Origin of the sequence: Kribbella sp. NPDC023972, assembly GCF_040639075.1 — a bacterium.
Classification (GTDB): domain Bacteria; phylum Actinomycetota; class Actinomycetes; order Propionibacteriales; family Kribbellaceae; genus Kribbella.
In genome coordinates, this window is sequence record NZ_JBEZZH010000006.1 from 416,436 (window position 1) to 432,707 (window position 16,272).

The 16,272-nt window shown below is 68.8% G+C and carries 14 protein-coding genes; 9 read left to right on the forward strand and 5 right to left on the reverse strand.

The window, feature by feature from the left end:
* Positions 1-363 precede the first annotated feature (363 nt).
* Positions 364-2,448 (reverse strand): DNA topoisomerase IV subunit B, encoded by a 2,085-nt coding sequence (locus AB0F43_RS25390; RefSeq protein WP_360481564.1) that lies wholly within the window; start codon positions 2,446-2,448, stop codon positions 364-366.
* Positions 2,449-3,144: 696 nt separating this feature from the next.
* On the opposite strand from AB0F43_RS25390, the gene AB0F43_RS25395 reads away from it, so the two are divergent.
* A complete protein-coding gene (locus AB0F43_RS25395) occupies positions 3,145-3,387 on the forward strand; it encodes a hypothetical protein (RefSeq protein WP_360481567.1) in 243 nt (80 codons plus the stop codon).
* A 149-nt stretch (positions 3,388-3,536) separates the two neighbouring features.
* On the opposite strand, the gene AB0F43_RS25400 is transcribed toward AB0F43_RS25395, so the two are convergent.
* On the reverse strand, positions 3,537-5,015 hold the full coding sequence (locus tag AB0F43_RS25400; RefSeq protein WP_360481570.1) for a PLP-dependent aminotransferase family protein: 1,479 nt from the start codon (positions 5,013-5,015) through the stop codon (positions 3,537-3,539).
* 86 nt (positions 5,016-5,101) lie between these two features.
* Here AB0F43_RS25400 and AB0F43_RS25405 point away from each other — a divergent pair, with 86 nt between their 5' ends.
* On the forward strand, positions 5,102-5,725 hold the full coding sequence (locus AB0F43_RS25405) for a LysE family translocator (protein ID WP_360481573.1): 624 nt from the start codon (positions 5,102-5,104) through the stop codon (positions 5,723-5,725).
* Here AB0F43_RS25405 and AB0F43_RS25410 read toward each other — a convergent pair.
* Positions 5,715-7,727, reverse strand: a complete 2,013-nt coding sequence (locus AB0F43_RS25410) for a glycogen debranching N-terminal domain-containing protein (protein WP_360481576.1) — start codon at positions 7,725-7,727, stop codon at positions 5,715-5,717. The two genes, AB0F43_RS25405 and AB0F43_RS25410, sit on opposite strands and share 11 nt — an antisense overlap.
* A 42-nt stretch (positions 7,728-7,769) precedes the next feature.
* Between AB0F43_RS25410 and AB0F43_RS25415 the strand changes: the two genes are divergently transcribed.
* From AB0F43_RS25415 to AB0F43_RS25440, 6 genes are all read left to right on the forward strand, one after another.
* Positions 7,770-8,255 (forward strand): DUF456 domain-containing protein, encoded by a 486-nt coding sequence (locus tag AB0F43_RS25415; protein ID WP_360481579.1) that lies wholly within the window; start codon positions 7,770-7,772, stop codon positions 8,253-8,255.
* Between the two features lie 137 nt (positions 8,256-8,392).
* A complete protein-coding gene (locus AB0F43_RS25420; RefSeq protein WP_360481582.1) occupies positions 8,393-8,956 on the forward strand; it encodes a hypothetical protein in 564 nt (187 codons plus the stop codon).
* Between the two features lie 267 nt (positions 8,957-9,223).
* On the forward strand, positions 9,224-9,790 hold the full coding sequence (locus AB0F43_RS25425) for a hypothetical protein (protein WP_360481585.1): 567 nt from the start codon (positions 9,224-9,226) through the stop codon (positions 9,788-9,790).
* Between the two features lie 153 nt (positions 9,791-9,943).
* The gene (locus AB0F43_RS25430; RefSeq protein WP_360481588.1) at positions 9,944-10,645 is read left to right on the forward strand and encodes a response regulator transcription factor; all 702 of its coding nucleotides are present in this window, start codon (positions 9,944-9,946) and stop codon (positions 10,643-10,645) included.
* Complete coding sequence (locus AB0F43_RS25435; protein ID WP_360481591.1) at positions 10,645-12,117, forward strand: HAMP domain-containing sensor histidine kinase; 1,473 nt, start codon at positions 10,645-10,647, stop codon at positions 12,115-12,117. The genes AB0F43_RS25430 and AB0F43_RS25435 overlap by 1 nt, the downstream gene beginning before the upstream one ends.
* Positions 12,118-12,241: 124 nt before the next feature.
* Positions 12,242-13,087, forward strand: a complete 846-nt coding sequence (locus AB0F43_RS25440) for a phosphotransferase (RefSeq protein ID WP_360481594.1) — start codon at positions 12,242-12,244, stop codon at positions 13,085-13,087.
* A gap of 106 nt (positions 13,088-13,193) precedes the next feature.
* Here AB0F43_RS25440 and AB0F43_RS25445 read toward each other — a convergent pair whose 3' ends face one another.
* Positions 13,194-14,699: an MFS transporter gene (locus AB0F43_RS25445; protein ID WP_360481597.1), complete on the reverse strand. Its 1,506-nt coding sequence runs from the start codon at positions 14,697-14,699 to the stop codon at positions 13,194-13,196.
* Positions 14,700-14,835: 136 nt separating this feature from the next.
* On the opposite strand from AB0F43_RS25445, the gene AB0F43_RS25450 reads away from it, so the two are divergent.
* Positions 14,836-15,561, forward strand: coding sequence for a TetR/AcrR family transcriptional regulator (locus tag AB0F43_RS25450; RefSeq protein WP_360481600.1), 726 nt, complete (start codon positions 14,836-14,838; stop codon positions 15,559-15,561).
* 21 nt (positions 15,562-15,582) lie between these two features.
* On the opposite strand, the gene yidC is transcribed toward AB0F43_RS25450, so the two are convergent.
* Positions 15,583-16,260 (reverse strand): membrane protein insertase YidC, encoded by a 678-nt coding sequence (gene yidC / locus AB0F43_RS25455; protein ID WP_360481603.1) that lies wholly within the window; start codon positions 16,258-16,260, stop codon positions 15,583-15,585.
* Positions 16,261-16,272 lie beyond the last annotated feature (12 nt).

The following is a 16,272-nucleotide window of genomic DNA, read 5'->3' on the forward strand; positions in this document are numbered from 1 at the left end:
CGGACGACGCCATGCACATCGGAGATGCTTACACCGGCAAAATCTCCAAAGCAGTCTGGAGCTCGGGTTCTCCAACTGGGGAGTGAGGATGCCAAGGGCAACCTCATCGAGGCCAGGGGGTACGACTTCCTCAAGCCGACGTACCCCAACGGCCAGACGTACAAGAACGGTCAGTGCGTGACTGGGTGGATGTTCGCCGAGATACCCAATGACAGCGACAGGATCACGAAGCTTGTCTAGGACAACCCTGACGGCTATTACGCCGAATGGGACATCAAGCAGAAGTAACCCGAGAAGTGCCGGCGGTCAGGTGAATCCCACCACCGGCTCTTCCGCGGTCTGATCATCGCGACGTCGAGGACATCAAACGTCGATGCGGTTTTCGTCCAGTTCGTAGGCGCCTTGGACCAGGAACTCTTTGCGGGGGGCTACGTCGTTGCCCATCAGGAGGTCGAAGACTTGGGCGGCGGCTTCGCCGTCGTCGACGGTGATGCGGCGCAGGGTGCGGTGCCGGGGATCCATGGTGGTCTCCGCCAGCTGGTCGGCGTCCATCTCGCCGAGGCCCTTGTAGCGCTGCGGCGGCTCCTTCCAGCGGACGCCCTTCTTCATCAGCTCGGCCGTCTTCCGCTGGTACTCGGCGTCGCTGTAGGTGTAGAGGTACTTCTCCTGGCCCTTCTTCGGGTTCGTCAGCTCGAACCGGTGCAGCGGCGGTACGGCGGTGTAGACCCGACCGGCGTCGACCAGCGGCCGCATGTACCGGAAGAACAGCGTCGCCAGCAGGCAACGGATGTGCGCGCCGTCGGAGTCGGCGTCGGCCATGAAGATGATCTTGCCGTAGCGGACCTGCTCGAGGTCGAAACTGCGGCCCGACCCGGCGCCGACCACCTGGATGATCGAGGCGCACTCGGCGTTCTTCAGCATGTCGCCGACCGAGGCCTTCTGCACGTTCAGGATCTTGCCCCGGATCGGCAGCAGCGCCTGGAACTCCGAGCTCCGGGCGAGCTTCGCCGTACCGAGGGCCGAATCACCCTCGACGATGAACAGCTCGGAGCGGTCCACGTCGTTGCTGCGGCAGTCGGCCAGCTTGGCCGGCAAGGCCGACGACTCCAGTGCGGTCTTGCGCCGCTGCAGCTCGCGGTGCTGACGCGCGGCCACCCGGGTCCGGGAGGCGGCTACGACCTTCTCCAGCACGGCGCGGGCCTGCGCCTTGTGCTCGCGTTTGTTCGAGGTGAGGAACGCCTCCAGCTCGCCCTGCACGACCTTCGCGACGATGCGCGAGGCGGCCGGCGTGCCGAGCACCTCCTTGGTCTGGCCGTCGAACTGCGGCTCGGCCAGCCGGACCGTCACCACAGCGGTCAGACCTTCCAGGACGTCGTCCTTGATGATCTCCTCGCCGCTCTTCAGCAGCCGGGTGCCGTCCAGCGCGTTGGCGAAGCTCTTCGACAGTGCGCGCTCGAAGCCGGCCACGTGGGTGCCGCCCTTCGGCGTGGCCACGATGTTCACGAACGAGCGGACCTCGGTCTCGTACCCGTCGCCCCAGCGGACCGCGATGTCGACCTCCAGCTCGCGGTCGACGTCGGTCGGCGTCATGTGCCCGGCGTCGTCCAGCATCGGCACGGTCTCGGTGAAGTTGCCGGTGCCGGCCAGCCGGATGACCTCGGTCACCTTCTGGTCGGTGGCCAGGAACTCGCAGAACTCGCTGATCCCGCCGTCGTGCTTGAACGACTCCTCGGTGACCTCGTCGCCGCGCTCGTCCCGGATCACCAGCTCGAGGCCCGGCACCAGGAACGACGTCTGCCGTGCCCGGGTGACCAGCTCGTCGTAGTTGAACGCCGCGTCCCGGGTGAAGATCTGCCGGTCCGCCCAGTACCGGATCCGGGTGCCGGTCACGCCCTTCTTCGCCCGGCCGGCCTTGCGCAGGCCCTTCGCCGGGGTGAAGGTCGCGTTCGCGCCCTCGCCGTCGAACTCACCGGCGACGCCGCGCCGGAACGAAGTGGTCCAGACCACCCCGCCGCGGTCGACCTCGACGTCCAGTCGCGCGGACAGCGCGTTCACCACCGAGGCGCCGACACCGTGCAGACCGCCGGACGCGTTGTACGAGCCGCCGCCGAACTTGCCGCCGGCGTGCAGCTTGGTGAACACCACCTCGACACCGCTCAGCTTGGTCTTCGGCTCGATGTCGACCGGGATGCCGCGGGCACGGTCCCGCACCTCGACCGAGCCGTCCTTGTGCAGGACGACGTCGATCCGGTCACCGTGCCCGGCGAGGGCCTCATCGACCGCGTTGTCGATGATCTCCCACAGGCAGTGCATCAGGCCGCGGCTGTCGGTGGACCCGATGTACATCCCCGGTCGCTTGCGGACCGCCTCGAGTCCTTCGAGGACGAGTAGATGGCGGGCGTTGTACGTCGGGTCGAGCTCGGTACTGCGAGGCGTCGGGGCGGCCACTGGGCTCCTTCACTGGTTCACAATCTCCCTGCGCTACGTCCGGCAACCGGCCCGGTCCGAACGCATGTTCACACCCTATGCCGCCGTACCCCCAAAACCTGGCAGGCGGGGCAGTGCCTTTGGCCGGGCCTCCGGCGCCGGCTAGGTCACGGGGCCTCGGCTCCCGGCCTTCCCTCGTCACTCCAGTCGCTTCGCTCCCCCCGCTCCTCAGTCCAGGCCGGGAGGCCCCATGACCGTGTTGAATGCCGCGCTACCGCGCGGCGGGTCATGGGGCCTTGGCTCCCGGCCTTCCCTCGTCGCTCCAGTCGCTTCGCTCCCTCCGCTCCTCAGTCCAGGCCGGGAGGCCCCATGACCTGTACCGCTGAACACAGGTTCGCGGAATCGCCGCGGGGGTACTGCGGAAGCACGCACAACTGAAGAAATAGGTGTTTCGGCAGGTATCGATCTGGACTCGATCTCGAGTGGCGCACGACACTCCGAACTTCAGCACGCTGTGACGATGTCATGGCACACAGTGAGAGAAGACACGCCCGACACTCGTCGGAAACAAGAATTCACCCGCATCCGAAACGATTCGTCGTCAAGATGCGTCATAAGGGAACAGGTGGTTCGTCTCACATATGGACACGCTGGCCCTACCGGGAAGCGATCCGCATGTCAGGATGTTGCTATCTGGTGAGTACGGAACTAGATGAGATGAGGCCTCAAGTGACTACAGCACTCGCCCCGAGTTCGACCCTGTCGGCTGCGGACCGTTGTGACCGCTGCGGCGCGCAGGCCTACGTCCGTGTCACCCTGACCAGCGGTGGGGAGCTGCTCTTCTGCGCCCACCACAGCCGGGAACACGCGGAGAAGCTGCGCAACATCGCGATCACCATCCACGACGAGACGGGCCGCCTGGAGGCCGCCCCGACCGTCGCCGCGGAGGACGATCGGTAAGCCCAAGCTTCACAAACGCGCCAACGAAGGCGCCAAAGTCATAGAGGCTTTGATGGCGGTCACCCCAAGGGTGACCGCCATCCTTCATGCCTCGGGGAAGAAAACTGGGGGGTGCGGTCACCCGAGGGTGACCGCCATCCTTCAGGTGTTCAGACCATGGGTACGTCGGGCGGCGGGCCGTGCCGGCGGAGTTCCTGCCAGGCGCGGGCGAGCCGGGCGACCGCGTCGTCCAGGACCGGCTCCGGATACGCGAACGGCACCCGCAGATGATCATCGTGCCGACCGGTCGGATCCATCGAGCGGCCGGCGACCACCTCGACGCCGTGCCGCAGTGCGACCTGCGCAAACACCCGTGCGTCGGTCTCCGGCAGCCGGATCCACAACGCCGACCCACCCTCGGGCTCCGACCACTCCCACTCCGGCAGTCGCTCGGTCAGCAACTGACCCATCAGCTTCCGCCGCGCCGTCGCGACCCGCGCCCGCGCCGACGTCAGCTCCGTCAACCGCGGCAGCAACCGAGCCGTGAGGGCCTGGTCGATCACCGGGCTGCCGAGATCGGCCAGCGCCTTGTGCCGCGCCAGCCTCTCCGCGAGCGGCCGCGACGCCCGGATCCACCCGATCCGCAGCCCACCCCACACCGCCTTCGACACAGACCCGATTGTCAGCACCTCACCGCCGTCCGGCGCGTACGCCGCCAGCGGCGGCGGGATGGCCGGCCCGGACGGGTCCCAGGCCGAGTACGCGTTGTCCTCCACCACCACGACCCCGTGCTTGGCTGCCAGCTCAGCCACCTGCCGCCGCCGGTTCGCCGACATCAACCGCCCGGTCGGGTTGTGGAACGTCGGCATCACGAACAGCATGGCCGGCTGGTGCTCGGTGAACGCAGCCGTCAGCAGGTCCGGCCGGATCCCGGTGTCATCCAGCGGTACGCCGACCACCCGCCCGCCAGCAGCGCCGAACAGATCGAAGCAGCCGGGCCAACTGGGCTGCTCGATGACCACAGCCGCTCCGGTGCGCAGATACATCTGGGTCACCAACGCAATCGCCTGATGGGCACCAGTGGTGACAACGATCTCGTCGGGTGATGTCGGCAGGCCGGACTCGTCGAAGTGCTCGGCGATCCGCTCCCGCAGCACCTGGAGTCCCCGCGGGTGATACCCGACGTCGTCCAGCAGTGCGGGTAGGTCGCTGGTCGCCAGTTCAATCAGTTCGGCAGCCAGTTCCGGCATCCCGGGATCGACGGCGTACGTGAGCGAGATGACCTCCCCCGGTCCGACCGCGATCCGGTGGAAGAGCGACTCGCCGTACCCGGCCGGCATCCGCTTGTCCGCTCGTGAACGACCCCGGCTCGCCGCGCGGGCGACCGTCGTACCGCTCCCCCGGCGGCTCTCCACCAGTCCACGGGCGCGGAGTTCGTCGTACGCCGCGACGACGGTGGCACGACTGACCGCCAAGGCCTCGGCGAGACGGCGCTCGGCGGGCAGGCGCGCGCCGACCGGAAGCTCGGCCGAGCCGATCAGGGCGGCGATCGCGTCGGCCAGCCGGCGATACAGGCCGCCGCCTCCCCGGCCGGCCAGCCGCCCGCCGATCAGATCCGCCAGCACAGCCGCATCTCCAGAACGGTCCACTTCTCCTCTTATTGGCTCGGGTGGACTGCTTCTCGCGCCGCCAGGCTAGTACCAGAAGGCAGTCCAGTTCGAGAGGGAGAAGTTCGATGGGGATCGCGCAGCTGCTGGGATTCGCCAGTGCGACGGTGGTGCTGGTGGGGATGCCGGGGCCGAACAATCTCTACATCTCGCTCCGCAGTCTCACCCAGGGCCGCCGGGCCGGGGTGGTCTCCGCGCTCGCGATCGAGACCGGCACGCTGGTCTACATCGTCGTCGCGGCGCTGGGCCTGGCGACCGTGGTCAAGGCGTCCCCGGTGATGTTCACCGCCATCACTCTGGTCGGTGCCCTCTACCTGGCCTACCTCGGCGTGAAGATGCTCATGGCACCCGTGACAGAGGCCGCTGGCGATGTCCCGCCCGCGCCCCTCGGACGAGTCTTCCGCGATGGTGTCGTGGTCAACCTGCTCAACCCGAAAGCGGCCCTGTTCTTCCTGGCCTTCCTCCCCCAGTTCACCAGCCGCGGCGCGGGACCCGACCAGTTGCGTACGGAGATGCTGCTGCTCGGCATCGGCGCCCTCGTCATCGGACTCACGCTCGACCTCTGCTACGCCGTCGGCGCCGACGCGATCGGCCGCCGGGTCCGCTCGGTGCGTACGACGAGCCGCACGCGCAACCGGATCGTCGCCGCCGTCTACCTGGCGCTGGCGGCTGCCGCCGTACTCACGGTCTGAAGACAGGTGATACGTGCTGGATACCCTCCGGGGCCTCCAGCACGGTCAGTTTGCCCGAGTCCCAGTGGAGCGACAGCCGGTCGGCGCCCAGGCGGAGGCCGGTCACCTTGAGGGACTCCCACGGCATCGCGTCGGCGGGGTTGAGGACGAGCGTCCCGCCCGGGACGTCCGGTTCGATCCCGAGTGCCGCGACCACGACCGCGATCGCTGAGGCGGCCGCCCAGGCCTGTGGGCGACATGACAACGGGTACGGCGTCGGCGTCGACTCCTCCAGTGTTCCGCGGCCGCCGTACAACTCGGGCAGCCGGTAGCCGAACGCCTCCGCTGCGCGGATCAGGCCGTCGACGTACGACGATGCGCGCAAGGACTGCCCGGTCGCGTACAGGCCTTGGATCGCCATCGCGGTGTCGTGCGGCCAGACGCTGCCGGTGTGGTAACCGAGTGGGTTGAAGCGGGTCATTGCCGTGGACAACGTTCGCAGCCCGAAGCCGCTGTCCAGGTCTTCGCCGCTCAGGACGTCGGCGACCGCCAACTCCTCCTCGGCGTCCAGCAGCCCGGTGCCGAGCAGGTGTCCCATGTTGGACGCCCGGCCCGCGACCGGGTTCTTCTCGCCGTCGAGGGCGATGGCTGGATAGCCGTCGACCCAGAACGCGCTGCGGAACCGCTCCTGCAGGGCGGCCGCCCACTCGCGCCACTCGTCGCCGGACTCGCCGTGGGCCTCGAGCAACTCGGCTCCCTGGACGGCTGCGGCGTACGCGTAGCCCTGGACCTCGCACAACGCGATCGGCGCGGTGGCGATCGTGCCGTCCGGCCACTGCACGGCGTCGACCGAGTCCTTCCAGCCCTGGTTGGCCAGGCCGTGGCCGGACTCGTCGACGTACTCGAGGAAGCCGTCGTCGTCCGGGTCGGCGTACTCCTTCATCCAGGTGAGGGCGCGGCTGAGGTTCGGCAGCAGGTCACGGACTTCGGCGGCGGGCATGCCCCAGCGCCAGGCCTTGTGCAGGGTGGTGATCCAGAGCTGGGTCGCGTCGTGGGTGCCGTAGTACGCGGCCGGAAGGACCAGGCCGCCGCCGTGATCGGCCGCCTCGGCGCGAAGCTCGTGCGGGATCTTGCCAGGTTGCTCGGCCGAGCCTGGGTCGACTTTGGCGCCCTGCCAGGCGGCGAGTGCGCGGAGGGTGCCCGCGGCCAACTCGGGGTCGACCGGGATGAGCATGCCGGACGAGATCAGCGAGTCGCGGCCGAAGAGGGTCAGGTACCACGGCGGTCCGGCGCCGAGGTAACGGTCGTCGCCGGCCGCGAGCTGGAGGCCCTGCACGTCGGCAAGCGATCGGTTGACCCAGCGCTCCACCCGCTTGTCGTCGCAGTAGATGCCGAACTCGTACGGCTGCCGGCGCGCCGGCGGGTCGATGCTGAAGCCGGTCGTCGGCTTCGGGAACTCGGCGGTGACCTGCAGGGTGAGGGTGAACTCCTCGCCCGGCTCGAGCCGCGGTCTCGCGGTCACACCGGGGTCGAGGCGGACCGTCACCCGGGTCCCGGAGTTGTCCCAGTGCAGCCGGGCCGGGCCGTCGTACCCAGGGCTGAGCTCGGGCAGGACCGCCGCCGCTTCGCTGCGTACCGCGGCTGTCCCGGCAAGATCGGTGCCCAGGGCAACATCCAGCCGGCACTCGACCGTCGCGCGTGAGCTGTTGACGAGCCTGATCCGCTCGGTCATGCCGTCTGTGCTGACCTCGCGGGTGCGGTACAGCATCACGGTCGGGTCGTGGCGGTTGGAGTCGCCCAGTCCCTCGACCACGGCGACGTACTCGTGCGTCGCGGCGGTGTGCTCGACCGCGTGGATCGGGACCGGTGGTACGCCGTCGATCGTGACACTCAGCCGGGACAGGATCCGCCGGTCCCGCGCGTACACCCCCTCCGCGCCGGTGCCGGTGAGCTGACCGGAGCGCGGCGAAAGCACCACCCAGGGAGCAGCAAGTGCGGTGACCAGTTCGTGGAGCTGAGGCATAACTCCACCCTAGAGGGCCGGGTTTCAGGCAGAGTGTGTCCAGTGAACAGTGTTGCGACGTTCCTGGTCGGGGTGGCGATCTTCGTCGGGATCCTGGGCATCGTCATCCCGGTGCTGCCCGGCGCGCTCCTGAGCCTGGCGGCGATCCTCGTCTGGGCGCTGGAGGTGCAGAGCGCGACCGGCTGGACCGTGCTGGCCGCCGCGGTCGTCCTGATCGGCGCCAGCCAGGTGGTGAAGTACATCGTCCCGGAGCGACGGCTCCGCGAATCCGGCGTCCCCCGGCGATCCATGTTCGTCGGTGTCCTGCTCGGCATCGTCGGGTTCTTCGTGATCCCGGTGGTCGGCATGTTCGTCGGCTTCCCGCTCGGCGTCTACCTGTCCGAGCGGCAGCGCCTCGGCACGCACGCGGACGCCTGGACGTCGACCAAACACGCGCTCCGGGCCACCGGCCTGTCGATCCTGATCGAGTTCATCGGTACGTCGCTGGCGGCCGCGGTCTGGCTGGTCGCCGTACTGTTCCTCGTCTGAGAGCTGGTCACGCTACGCAGCGCGCCGATTGCCAGCGTTTTCGCAGTGCCGTCCAACGTTCGTGCCAGGTCCGTCGGTCACGGTGGGAAGGACCAGCGCCGGGCACCTGCCCGGCGCGCAACGGAAGGCACGACAGTATGGCGTTGCACCAGAAGCTCATCGACAACCGCTGGCGGGCGGACGGCACGGTCGCCGCGGTGGCGGCGACCACCGTCACCGGCGGCGTCGCGTGGGCGGCCACGGGCGACAACACCCCGGCACCCTCCACCTCGCCGTCACAGCAGACCGCACCCCAGCAGGACAAGGGACCTGGCCCGCGCGGCGCCGGGATGTTCGGTGACGCGTTGCACGGCGAGTTCGTCACCGCGAAGAACGGCGGCGGCTACGAGACCATCGCAACCCAGAAGGGCGAGGTGACGGCCGTCAGCAGTACGTCGATCACGGTCAAGAGCGCCGACGGCTACACCCGGACCTACCCGGTCGACGCGGACACCAAGGTGAACCGCACCGGCAAGATCGCCGACATCACCACCGGGGAGACAGTCCGGGTCCGAGCTGTGGTCTCCGGCGAGACCGCCACCGCCACCGCTATCGACGACGGCGCCAACCGCCCCCAGGGCGGCCCGAGGCAAGGTAAGCCGGGCTCCGGCAGCACCGCCGAGCCCGAAACCGGGAGCAGCGCCACGCCTGGCACGAAGTAGCCCGGGCCCTGCCGTGCCTCGTCGGCGGTGACACCGGGGTTTCTCTGCTCGACGGTGCGCAGGCAGGCAGCTAGTACCTCGTGGCGAGGGCCGGCCGGCGAGCCGGCCCTCGCCGCGAGACACCTTCAAGGGCCGGTGACGCCCTGTGCTCACCCGATTGCCAGGGTTTTCTCAGCCGCATTGGAGCGTAGTCCAAGGTTGGTGGGGCAGGCTGGGAAGTGCAGTGCCAGGTGCTCTGCTTGGTACGCAATACGGAAGGCACTCGACATGGCGTCGTACCAGAAGCTCATCGACAACCGCTGGCGCCTGGCCGGGACGGCCGCGGCGGTGGTGGCGATCACCGTGGCGGGCGGCGTCGCGTGGGCGACCAGCAGCGCGGACCCCACCCCGACACCGTCGGCCTCACCGTCCACCACCCCCTCCGCCACGCCGGACAAGCCGGACAAGCCGGGCAAGCCCGACAAGGCGGACAAGCCGGGCAAGGGCCCGCACCGCGGCATGTTCGGTCTCGGCGGCGCGCTGCACGGCGAGTTCGTCGTCAAGAAGGACGACGGCAGCTACCAGACCGTCGCCACGCAGCGCGGCGAGGTCACCGCCGTCAGCAAGGAGTCGATCACGGTGAAGAGCGAGGACGGCTACAGCCGGACCTACACGCTGACCGAGGACACCTTGGTGAATGCTGCCCGGGACGGGATCGACGACGTGAAGACCGGGAACAAGGTCACCGTGTTCGCCGTGGTCGCCGACGGCAAGGCCACCGCCACCTCGGTCAGCGACGGCACCGTTCGCAAGGCAGCGGGCGAGAAGTGGGGGTTCGGCCGCGGTCCGCGGTGAGCTCGGGACGACTCACAGCCGATTGCCAGGAACCTTCCAGGTTGCCCACGGGTAGGGACGGCAGACTGAGGGCATGAGCGAGCGAAGCGAGATCATCGTCAAGCACAGCGCCCCTCGTGCCTCATCCGCGCCCGGAGCGAAGCGAGGACGCGGATGAGCGGGCATCTGCTGGTGGTCGACGACGAGCCGAACATCGTCGAGTTGCTGTCCGCGAGTCTGCGCTTCGCCGGGTACGAGGTGACCACGGCGACCCACGGCGCCGAGGCACTGCGCAAGGCCCGGGAGGTGGAACCCGACCTGGTCGTGCTGGACGTGATGATGCCCGGCCTGGACGGTTTCGAGGTGGTGCGCCGCCTGCGCGGTGAGCACCGGCACGTGCCGGTGCTCTTCCTCACCGCACGCGACGCGGTCGAGGACAAGGTGCTCGGCCTGCAGACCGGCGGAGACGACTACGTCACCAAGCCGTTCAGCCTGGACGAGTTGGTCGCCAGGGTCCGTGCCCTGCTCCGCCGGTCCGGTCACCGCGAGCAGACCACCACCGAGGCCGCCGTACTGCGCTATGCCGACCTGGAGCTGAATGAGGACAGCTACGAGGTGTTCAAGGCCGGTCAGGCGGTCCAGCTGTCGCTCACCGAGTTCAAGCTGCTGCGCTGCCTGCTGGAGAACGCCGAGCGGGTGATGTCGAAGGGCCAGATCCTGTCCGCGGTCTGGAACTACGACTTCGCCGGCGACGCAGGGGTGGTGGAGTCGTACATGTCGTACCTGCGCCGTAAGGTCGACACCGGCGACCAGAAGCTGCTCCACACCGTCCGCGGGGTCGGCTATGTACTCCGCACCCCCCGAGGCCCCAACTGATGCTGCTGACCCACCGGCGCTTCACCGACCGGTATCCCTTGCGCGTCACGATCGTCGTCGTCCTGCTGACGCTGGTGGCGCTGGCCCTGCTCGCCTCCGGTGTGCTGGCCACCACGATCATGCGCGGCTACCTGGTCGACCGCGTCGACACGCAGCTGACGAAGACCGCTGCCGCCTTCCAGCAGGACAGCTCCACCAACCGCCCACCCCGGCCCGCTCCCGGCCGCAACCGCCCACTCCCGAGCCTCATCGTCGTGCAGTTCAACGACTCCGAAGGCACTCCTGACGACTCGCCGTTCCGGGCACCGCTGGCCGAGACCGATCCGCTGCCGAACCTGCCGAAGCTCAACCTCAACCAGGTCCGCGCGCTCGACGGCAAGCCGTTCAACACCGACGCCGTCTCCGGCGACGCGACCTGGCGCGTGGTGGCGATACCGCTCAACAACGGCACCGGGTCCGTGATGGTGGCTCAGAGCCTCGGCGACATGGATCGGACCATCCAGCGGCTGATCGGTGTCCAGGCGGCGGCCGCGGTGGTCCTGCTGGTGTTGCTGGCCGGCTTGGGGACTTACGTCGTACGGCGAAGTCTGCGCGGGCTCGAGGACGTCGAACAGACGGCCGTCGCGATCGCGGGCGGGCACCTGAGCCAGCGAGTCCCGCAGCGGGATCCGCGGACCGAGGTCGGACGGTTGTCGCTCGCGCTGAACCAGATGCTCGGGCAGATCGAGACCGCGTTCGCCCAGCGGACCGCGTCGGAGTTCGCGGCCCGGCGGTCGGAGGAGGCGGCCAGGCAGTCCGAGGACCGGATGCGACGGTTCGTCGCGGATGCCTCGCACGAGCTGCGGACGCCGTTGACCTCGATCCGCGGCTTCGCGGAACTCAGCCGGCAGCGCGGCGGTTCGGCCGATCCGGACATCATGCGGCGGATCGAGGACGAGGCGAAGCGAATGGGCCTGCTCGTCGATGACCTGCTGCTCCTGGCCCGGCTGGATCAGCAACGACCGCTGAGGATGGAACCTGTCGACCTGCTACCGGTCGCGGCAGACGCGCTGCACAACGCCCACGCCGTGCAGCCGGACCGAGACATCTCGCTGAAGATCTTGCCGGGCTCCGAAGCTCCCGTGGTCGCGGGTGACGAGGCACGCCTGCGCCAGGTGCTCGGCAATCTGGTCAGCAACGCGCTCCACCACACGCCGACGGATGCACCGATCACGGTGTCTGTCGGCACTCGCGGCGGCGAGGCGATCCTCGAGGTGAGCGACACCGGCCACGGCCTGACCGACGAGCAGAAGGCGCGCGTCTTCGAACGCTTCTACCGGGCCGACTCGGCTCGCACCCGGGGCACCGGCGGCTCCGGACTCGGGCTGTCGATCGTGGCAGCGCTGGTCGCCGCACACCGCGGACATGTAACCGTCACCGACACCGCTCCGCACGGCGCGACCTTCACCGTCCACCTGCCCCTGAGTCGCTAGCTCAACACTTTGCTGGTGTGCGATCGAGGGCGGGCAGCGGGTCCGCACGGCCGACGACGAAGGCACAGGTGAGCGCGCCAACCACGCTATCGTGACCGTCGGGTTTGTGAGGACAAATCGTTTGATGCAGTGGAATGGGGAACGCGTGCGGACCTGGACCGACGACGGTGAGGAGATGCCGCTCATGGGCGGTGACGTGACCGAGGGCCTGGTCCGGATCGGTGAGACGGTACGGCGGCCGCCCGGTGAGCGCGCCGTCATGGTCCGGGCGCTGCTGCGACATCTGGAGTCGGTCGGGTTCGAGGGCGCGCCGCGTTTCCTCGGGGTGGATTCGGCCGGGCGCGAGGTGCTCACGTACATCGACGGCGAGGTCGCCGGCCGGCCACGGCCGGACTGGATCGCGGACGAGGACCGGATGATCTCTGTCGCTCACCTGGTCCGCGCCTACGACGACGCGGCCGCGAGTTTCGGCATCCCCACCGATCTGCCGCCGCCGGTCGAGCCGCCCGGCCTGCCCGAACTGGACGACCCACCGGAGCTCATCGGCCATCAGGACATCACCCCGGAGAACGTCGTCTTCCGCGACGGCCGGGCGTTCGCCCTGATCGACTTCGATCTCGCCCGCCCGGCCAGCCGCGCCCGGGAGGTGGTCAACCTGATGCTGTGGTGGGCCCCATTCGGCGGCGACGAGGATCTCGACCCGGCGATGCGCGGCCTGGACCGGCCGCGCCGCTGCCGGCTCATCGCCGACGCCTACGGCCTCTCTCAAGCCGACCGGCTCCGGCTGATGGACCTGGCAATCGCGCTGAACGAGCGGGCCTGGCACCTGATGAAGTACCGCGCCGAAACCCTGGGCGGCGGCTGGCAGCGGATGTGGGACGAGGGCGTCGGCGAGAAGATCAACGCTCGCCAGACCTGGCTCGGGTCCGCCGCCGGCCCGATCATCGCCGCCCTCACCACTTCCGCCTAGGCCGGCCGGTACCATCCAGCCCGATCCGGCAGACCGTCCGCCGATAGGGGCTACCGGCAACCAATCCGCCGGCCACGCAAGACCTGCTGGACGGTCCACTCCCCTGTCAGTAGGTGGTGACGAGGGCGTCGCCGGAGTCGGAGTCGGTGCCGGCGTCCGTGGGCTTCTTCTTGTCGCGGAGCAGGACGAAGGCGAGGACCGCGGAGCCGAGGACGGCGATCGTGCCGGCCACGAACGTGCCCGACATCGCCTGGGCGAAGGTGGTCCGGGCGATGTCTGCGAGACCGTGGTCGCCGGTGCTGCCAGCGACGGCAAGCGCCTCACCGATGGACCCGCGGGCCGCCTCAGGCGTGCTGTCGGGCATCTTGGCGGTGAAGTTGCCGGCCAGTGCACTGCCGAGGATCGCGATGCCGAGCGCCGCACCCGCCTGCTGGACGGTGTCGTTCAGCGCGGAGCCGACGCCTGCGTGCTCCTGCGGTACGGCTCCCATCAGCGCGGCGGTCGCGGCCGGCTGGGCCAGACCGCCGCCCGCACCGATGACCAGTAGCGCGACGGCCACCATGCCGAATCCGTCGTCGGCGGACAGCGTCGACATCAGCGCGAAGCCACCGGCCAGGACGACCAGACCGGCCACGGTCATCGGCCGGTTGCCGATCTTCTGACCGAGGGCCACGCCGATGCCGTTGACCAGGATCACCGCGACCGCCATCGGGATCAGCGCGAGGCCGGCCTTGGTGGGCGTGTAGCCGAGGACGAACTGCAGGTACTGCGTCAGCGCCAGGATCAGGCCGCCGTTGCCGATCTGGACCAGCACGAGTGAGAGGCTGCCGCCACTGAAGTTGCGGTCACGGAACAGCTGCAGCGGAACCATCGGCACCGGCGTCCGCAGCTCCCAGACGACGAACGCGGTCAGGCCGGCGACGGCAACCACGAGCATCGGCCAGGAGATTCCGCGCTCGGGCAGCTCGATGATCACCCACACCAGCGAGACCAGGCCGACCATCGACAGCACCGCACCGACCGGGTCCGGCTTGCGCCACGCACTCTTCGACTCCGGCATCCAGATGACCGCCGCGGCGATCGCGATCACGACCACCGGCACATTGATCAGGAAGACCGAACCCCACCAGAACTTGGCGATCAGCGCACCGCCCAGCACCGGACCGCCGATCAGCCCGACCATCAGCACCGAGCTCCAGATCGACATCGCCTTGCGGCGCTCCTCGTCATCGAAGACGGTGATCATGATCGACAGCGTGCTCGGCATCACCACCGCGCCGCCGATCCCCATCAGCACCCGGCCGGCGATCAGCAGCTCCGGGCTGCCGGCGTACGTCGCGACGAGTGAGGCAACACCGAAGATGGCCAGGCCGGTGATCATCACCTTCTTGCGGCCGTACCGGTCGGACAGGCTACCCGCGGTGAGCAGCAGGCCGGCGAAGACCAGGATGTAGCTGGCCAGGATCCACTGGATCTCCTGGGCGGTGGCGCCCAGGTCCTCGGTCAGCACCGGGATGGCCACCGTCAGCACACCGTTGTCCAGCACCAGGACCAGGGTGCTCAGGCAGAGCGCGATCAGAATCAGCCATCGACGCGGATGACGAGCAGTCATCACGCACCTCCTCAGAAGTTGTAATTGAACGGTGTGCAGCTTGCTTGAACAGTGTGCAGTGAGAATTGAACGCTCGTCAACTCCTGCACAGTGTTCAGGAAATGCGCTAGGCTGAGGGCCGACAAGGAGGTAGTCGATGCCGACCGAGGAGTTCACGTCCGTCTGGACCCGGCCCAAGCGTGGCCGCCGGCGGGAGCAGCCCGCGCTCAGCCAGGAGCAGATCGTCGCCGAAGCGATCAAGCTGCTCGACGCCGAAGGGCTGGAAGCCCTCACCATGCGCAAGCTCGGTGCGGCGCTCGGCGCGGTGGCCACCGCCGTCTACTGGCACGTCGCGAACAAGGATGAGCTGCTCGAGCTCGTCGTCGACGAGGTGTACGGCGAGATCGACGTACCCGAGGTGACCGACCCAGGGCAGTGGCGGGCGGCCGCGGAGTCCTCGGCGCGCAGCCTGCGGTCGATGATCGTGCGCCACCCCTGGATGGCCAGCACCCTCGCCAACGTCGGCATGAACTACCTCGGGCCGAATCTGATGCGCGTGTCGGACGCGATGCTCGGCGTCTACACCACCGCCGGTTTCGAGCTGATCGAGGCCGACCAAGCCTCCCAGACCGTGCTCGGCTACGTCATCGGCATCGCCTCCATCGAGGCGGCGACAGTGACCCAGCTGAAACGCAGCGGCAAGGACATGCAGGAATGGCGTGCGGCGGTGTGGCCCGCCGCCCTCGCCGCGGCGGAGCCCTACCCCCAGATGCGTGCCCTGTACGCCGCCTACGGTGACGTCGACCTGGAAGCAGGATCCGAGGACGCCTTCTCCTACGGCCTCACCCGGATCCTCGACGGCCTGGAGGCACGCCTCCGCTGACCGTAGCCGAAGGCAACGAACTCAGCGCTGCAGGATCGCGCGCTCGACGAGCGTCCAGGTCGTCGTGGTGAGCAGGTACAACCCGGCCGCGAGTGGTACGAACGCCGCCGTCGCCAAGGTTCCGAACGGAAGGATCCGGGCGAGCCGGCGGGTCAGCGGCGTCGCCGTGTCGTCGAGCTGACGAAGCTGCAGCCGCGCCGAGAACCAGGCAACCGCCGTGAGCAGTACGGCGAGCGCGAGGAACGCCGGCGTCCCGGTCAGGATCGGCCAGTGCTGACCGAGCGGCGCACCGAGCAGGCTGCCGCTGATCAGCTGGTTCGACTCCCCCGCCACGACCGCGCGGGAGAACAGCGAGTACATCAACCAGAAGAACGGCAACTGCGCGAGCGTCGGCAGGAAGCCGGCGAACAGCGTCGTCCCCGATTCCGCCTGCAACTTGGCAATCTCCCGCTGCAGACGCTCCGGATTGCCCCGATGGCGCTCGGTGATCGCCTTCAGCTGCGGCATGAGGGTCGCGCGTGCCCGCAGGCCGCGATGAGCCCGGATGCTCAGCGGTAGCAACAGCAGGCGTACGGCGAGGGTGCACAGGACGATCGCGACCACGGCGGCGTACGCGTCGGTCAGCGGTTCGAGGATGGTGACGAGGGAAGAGATCAGGTGATAGGCACCGGCGACCGGTGCCTCCAGGAAGGAAGGCACAGCAAGACTCCA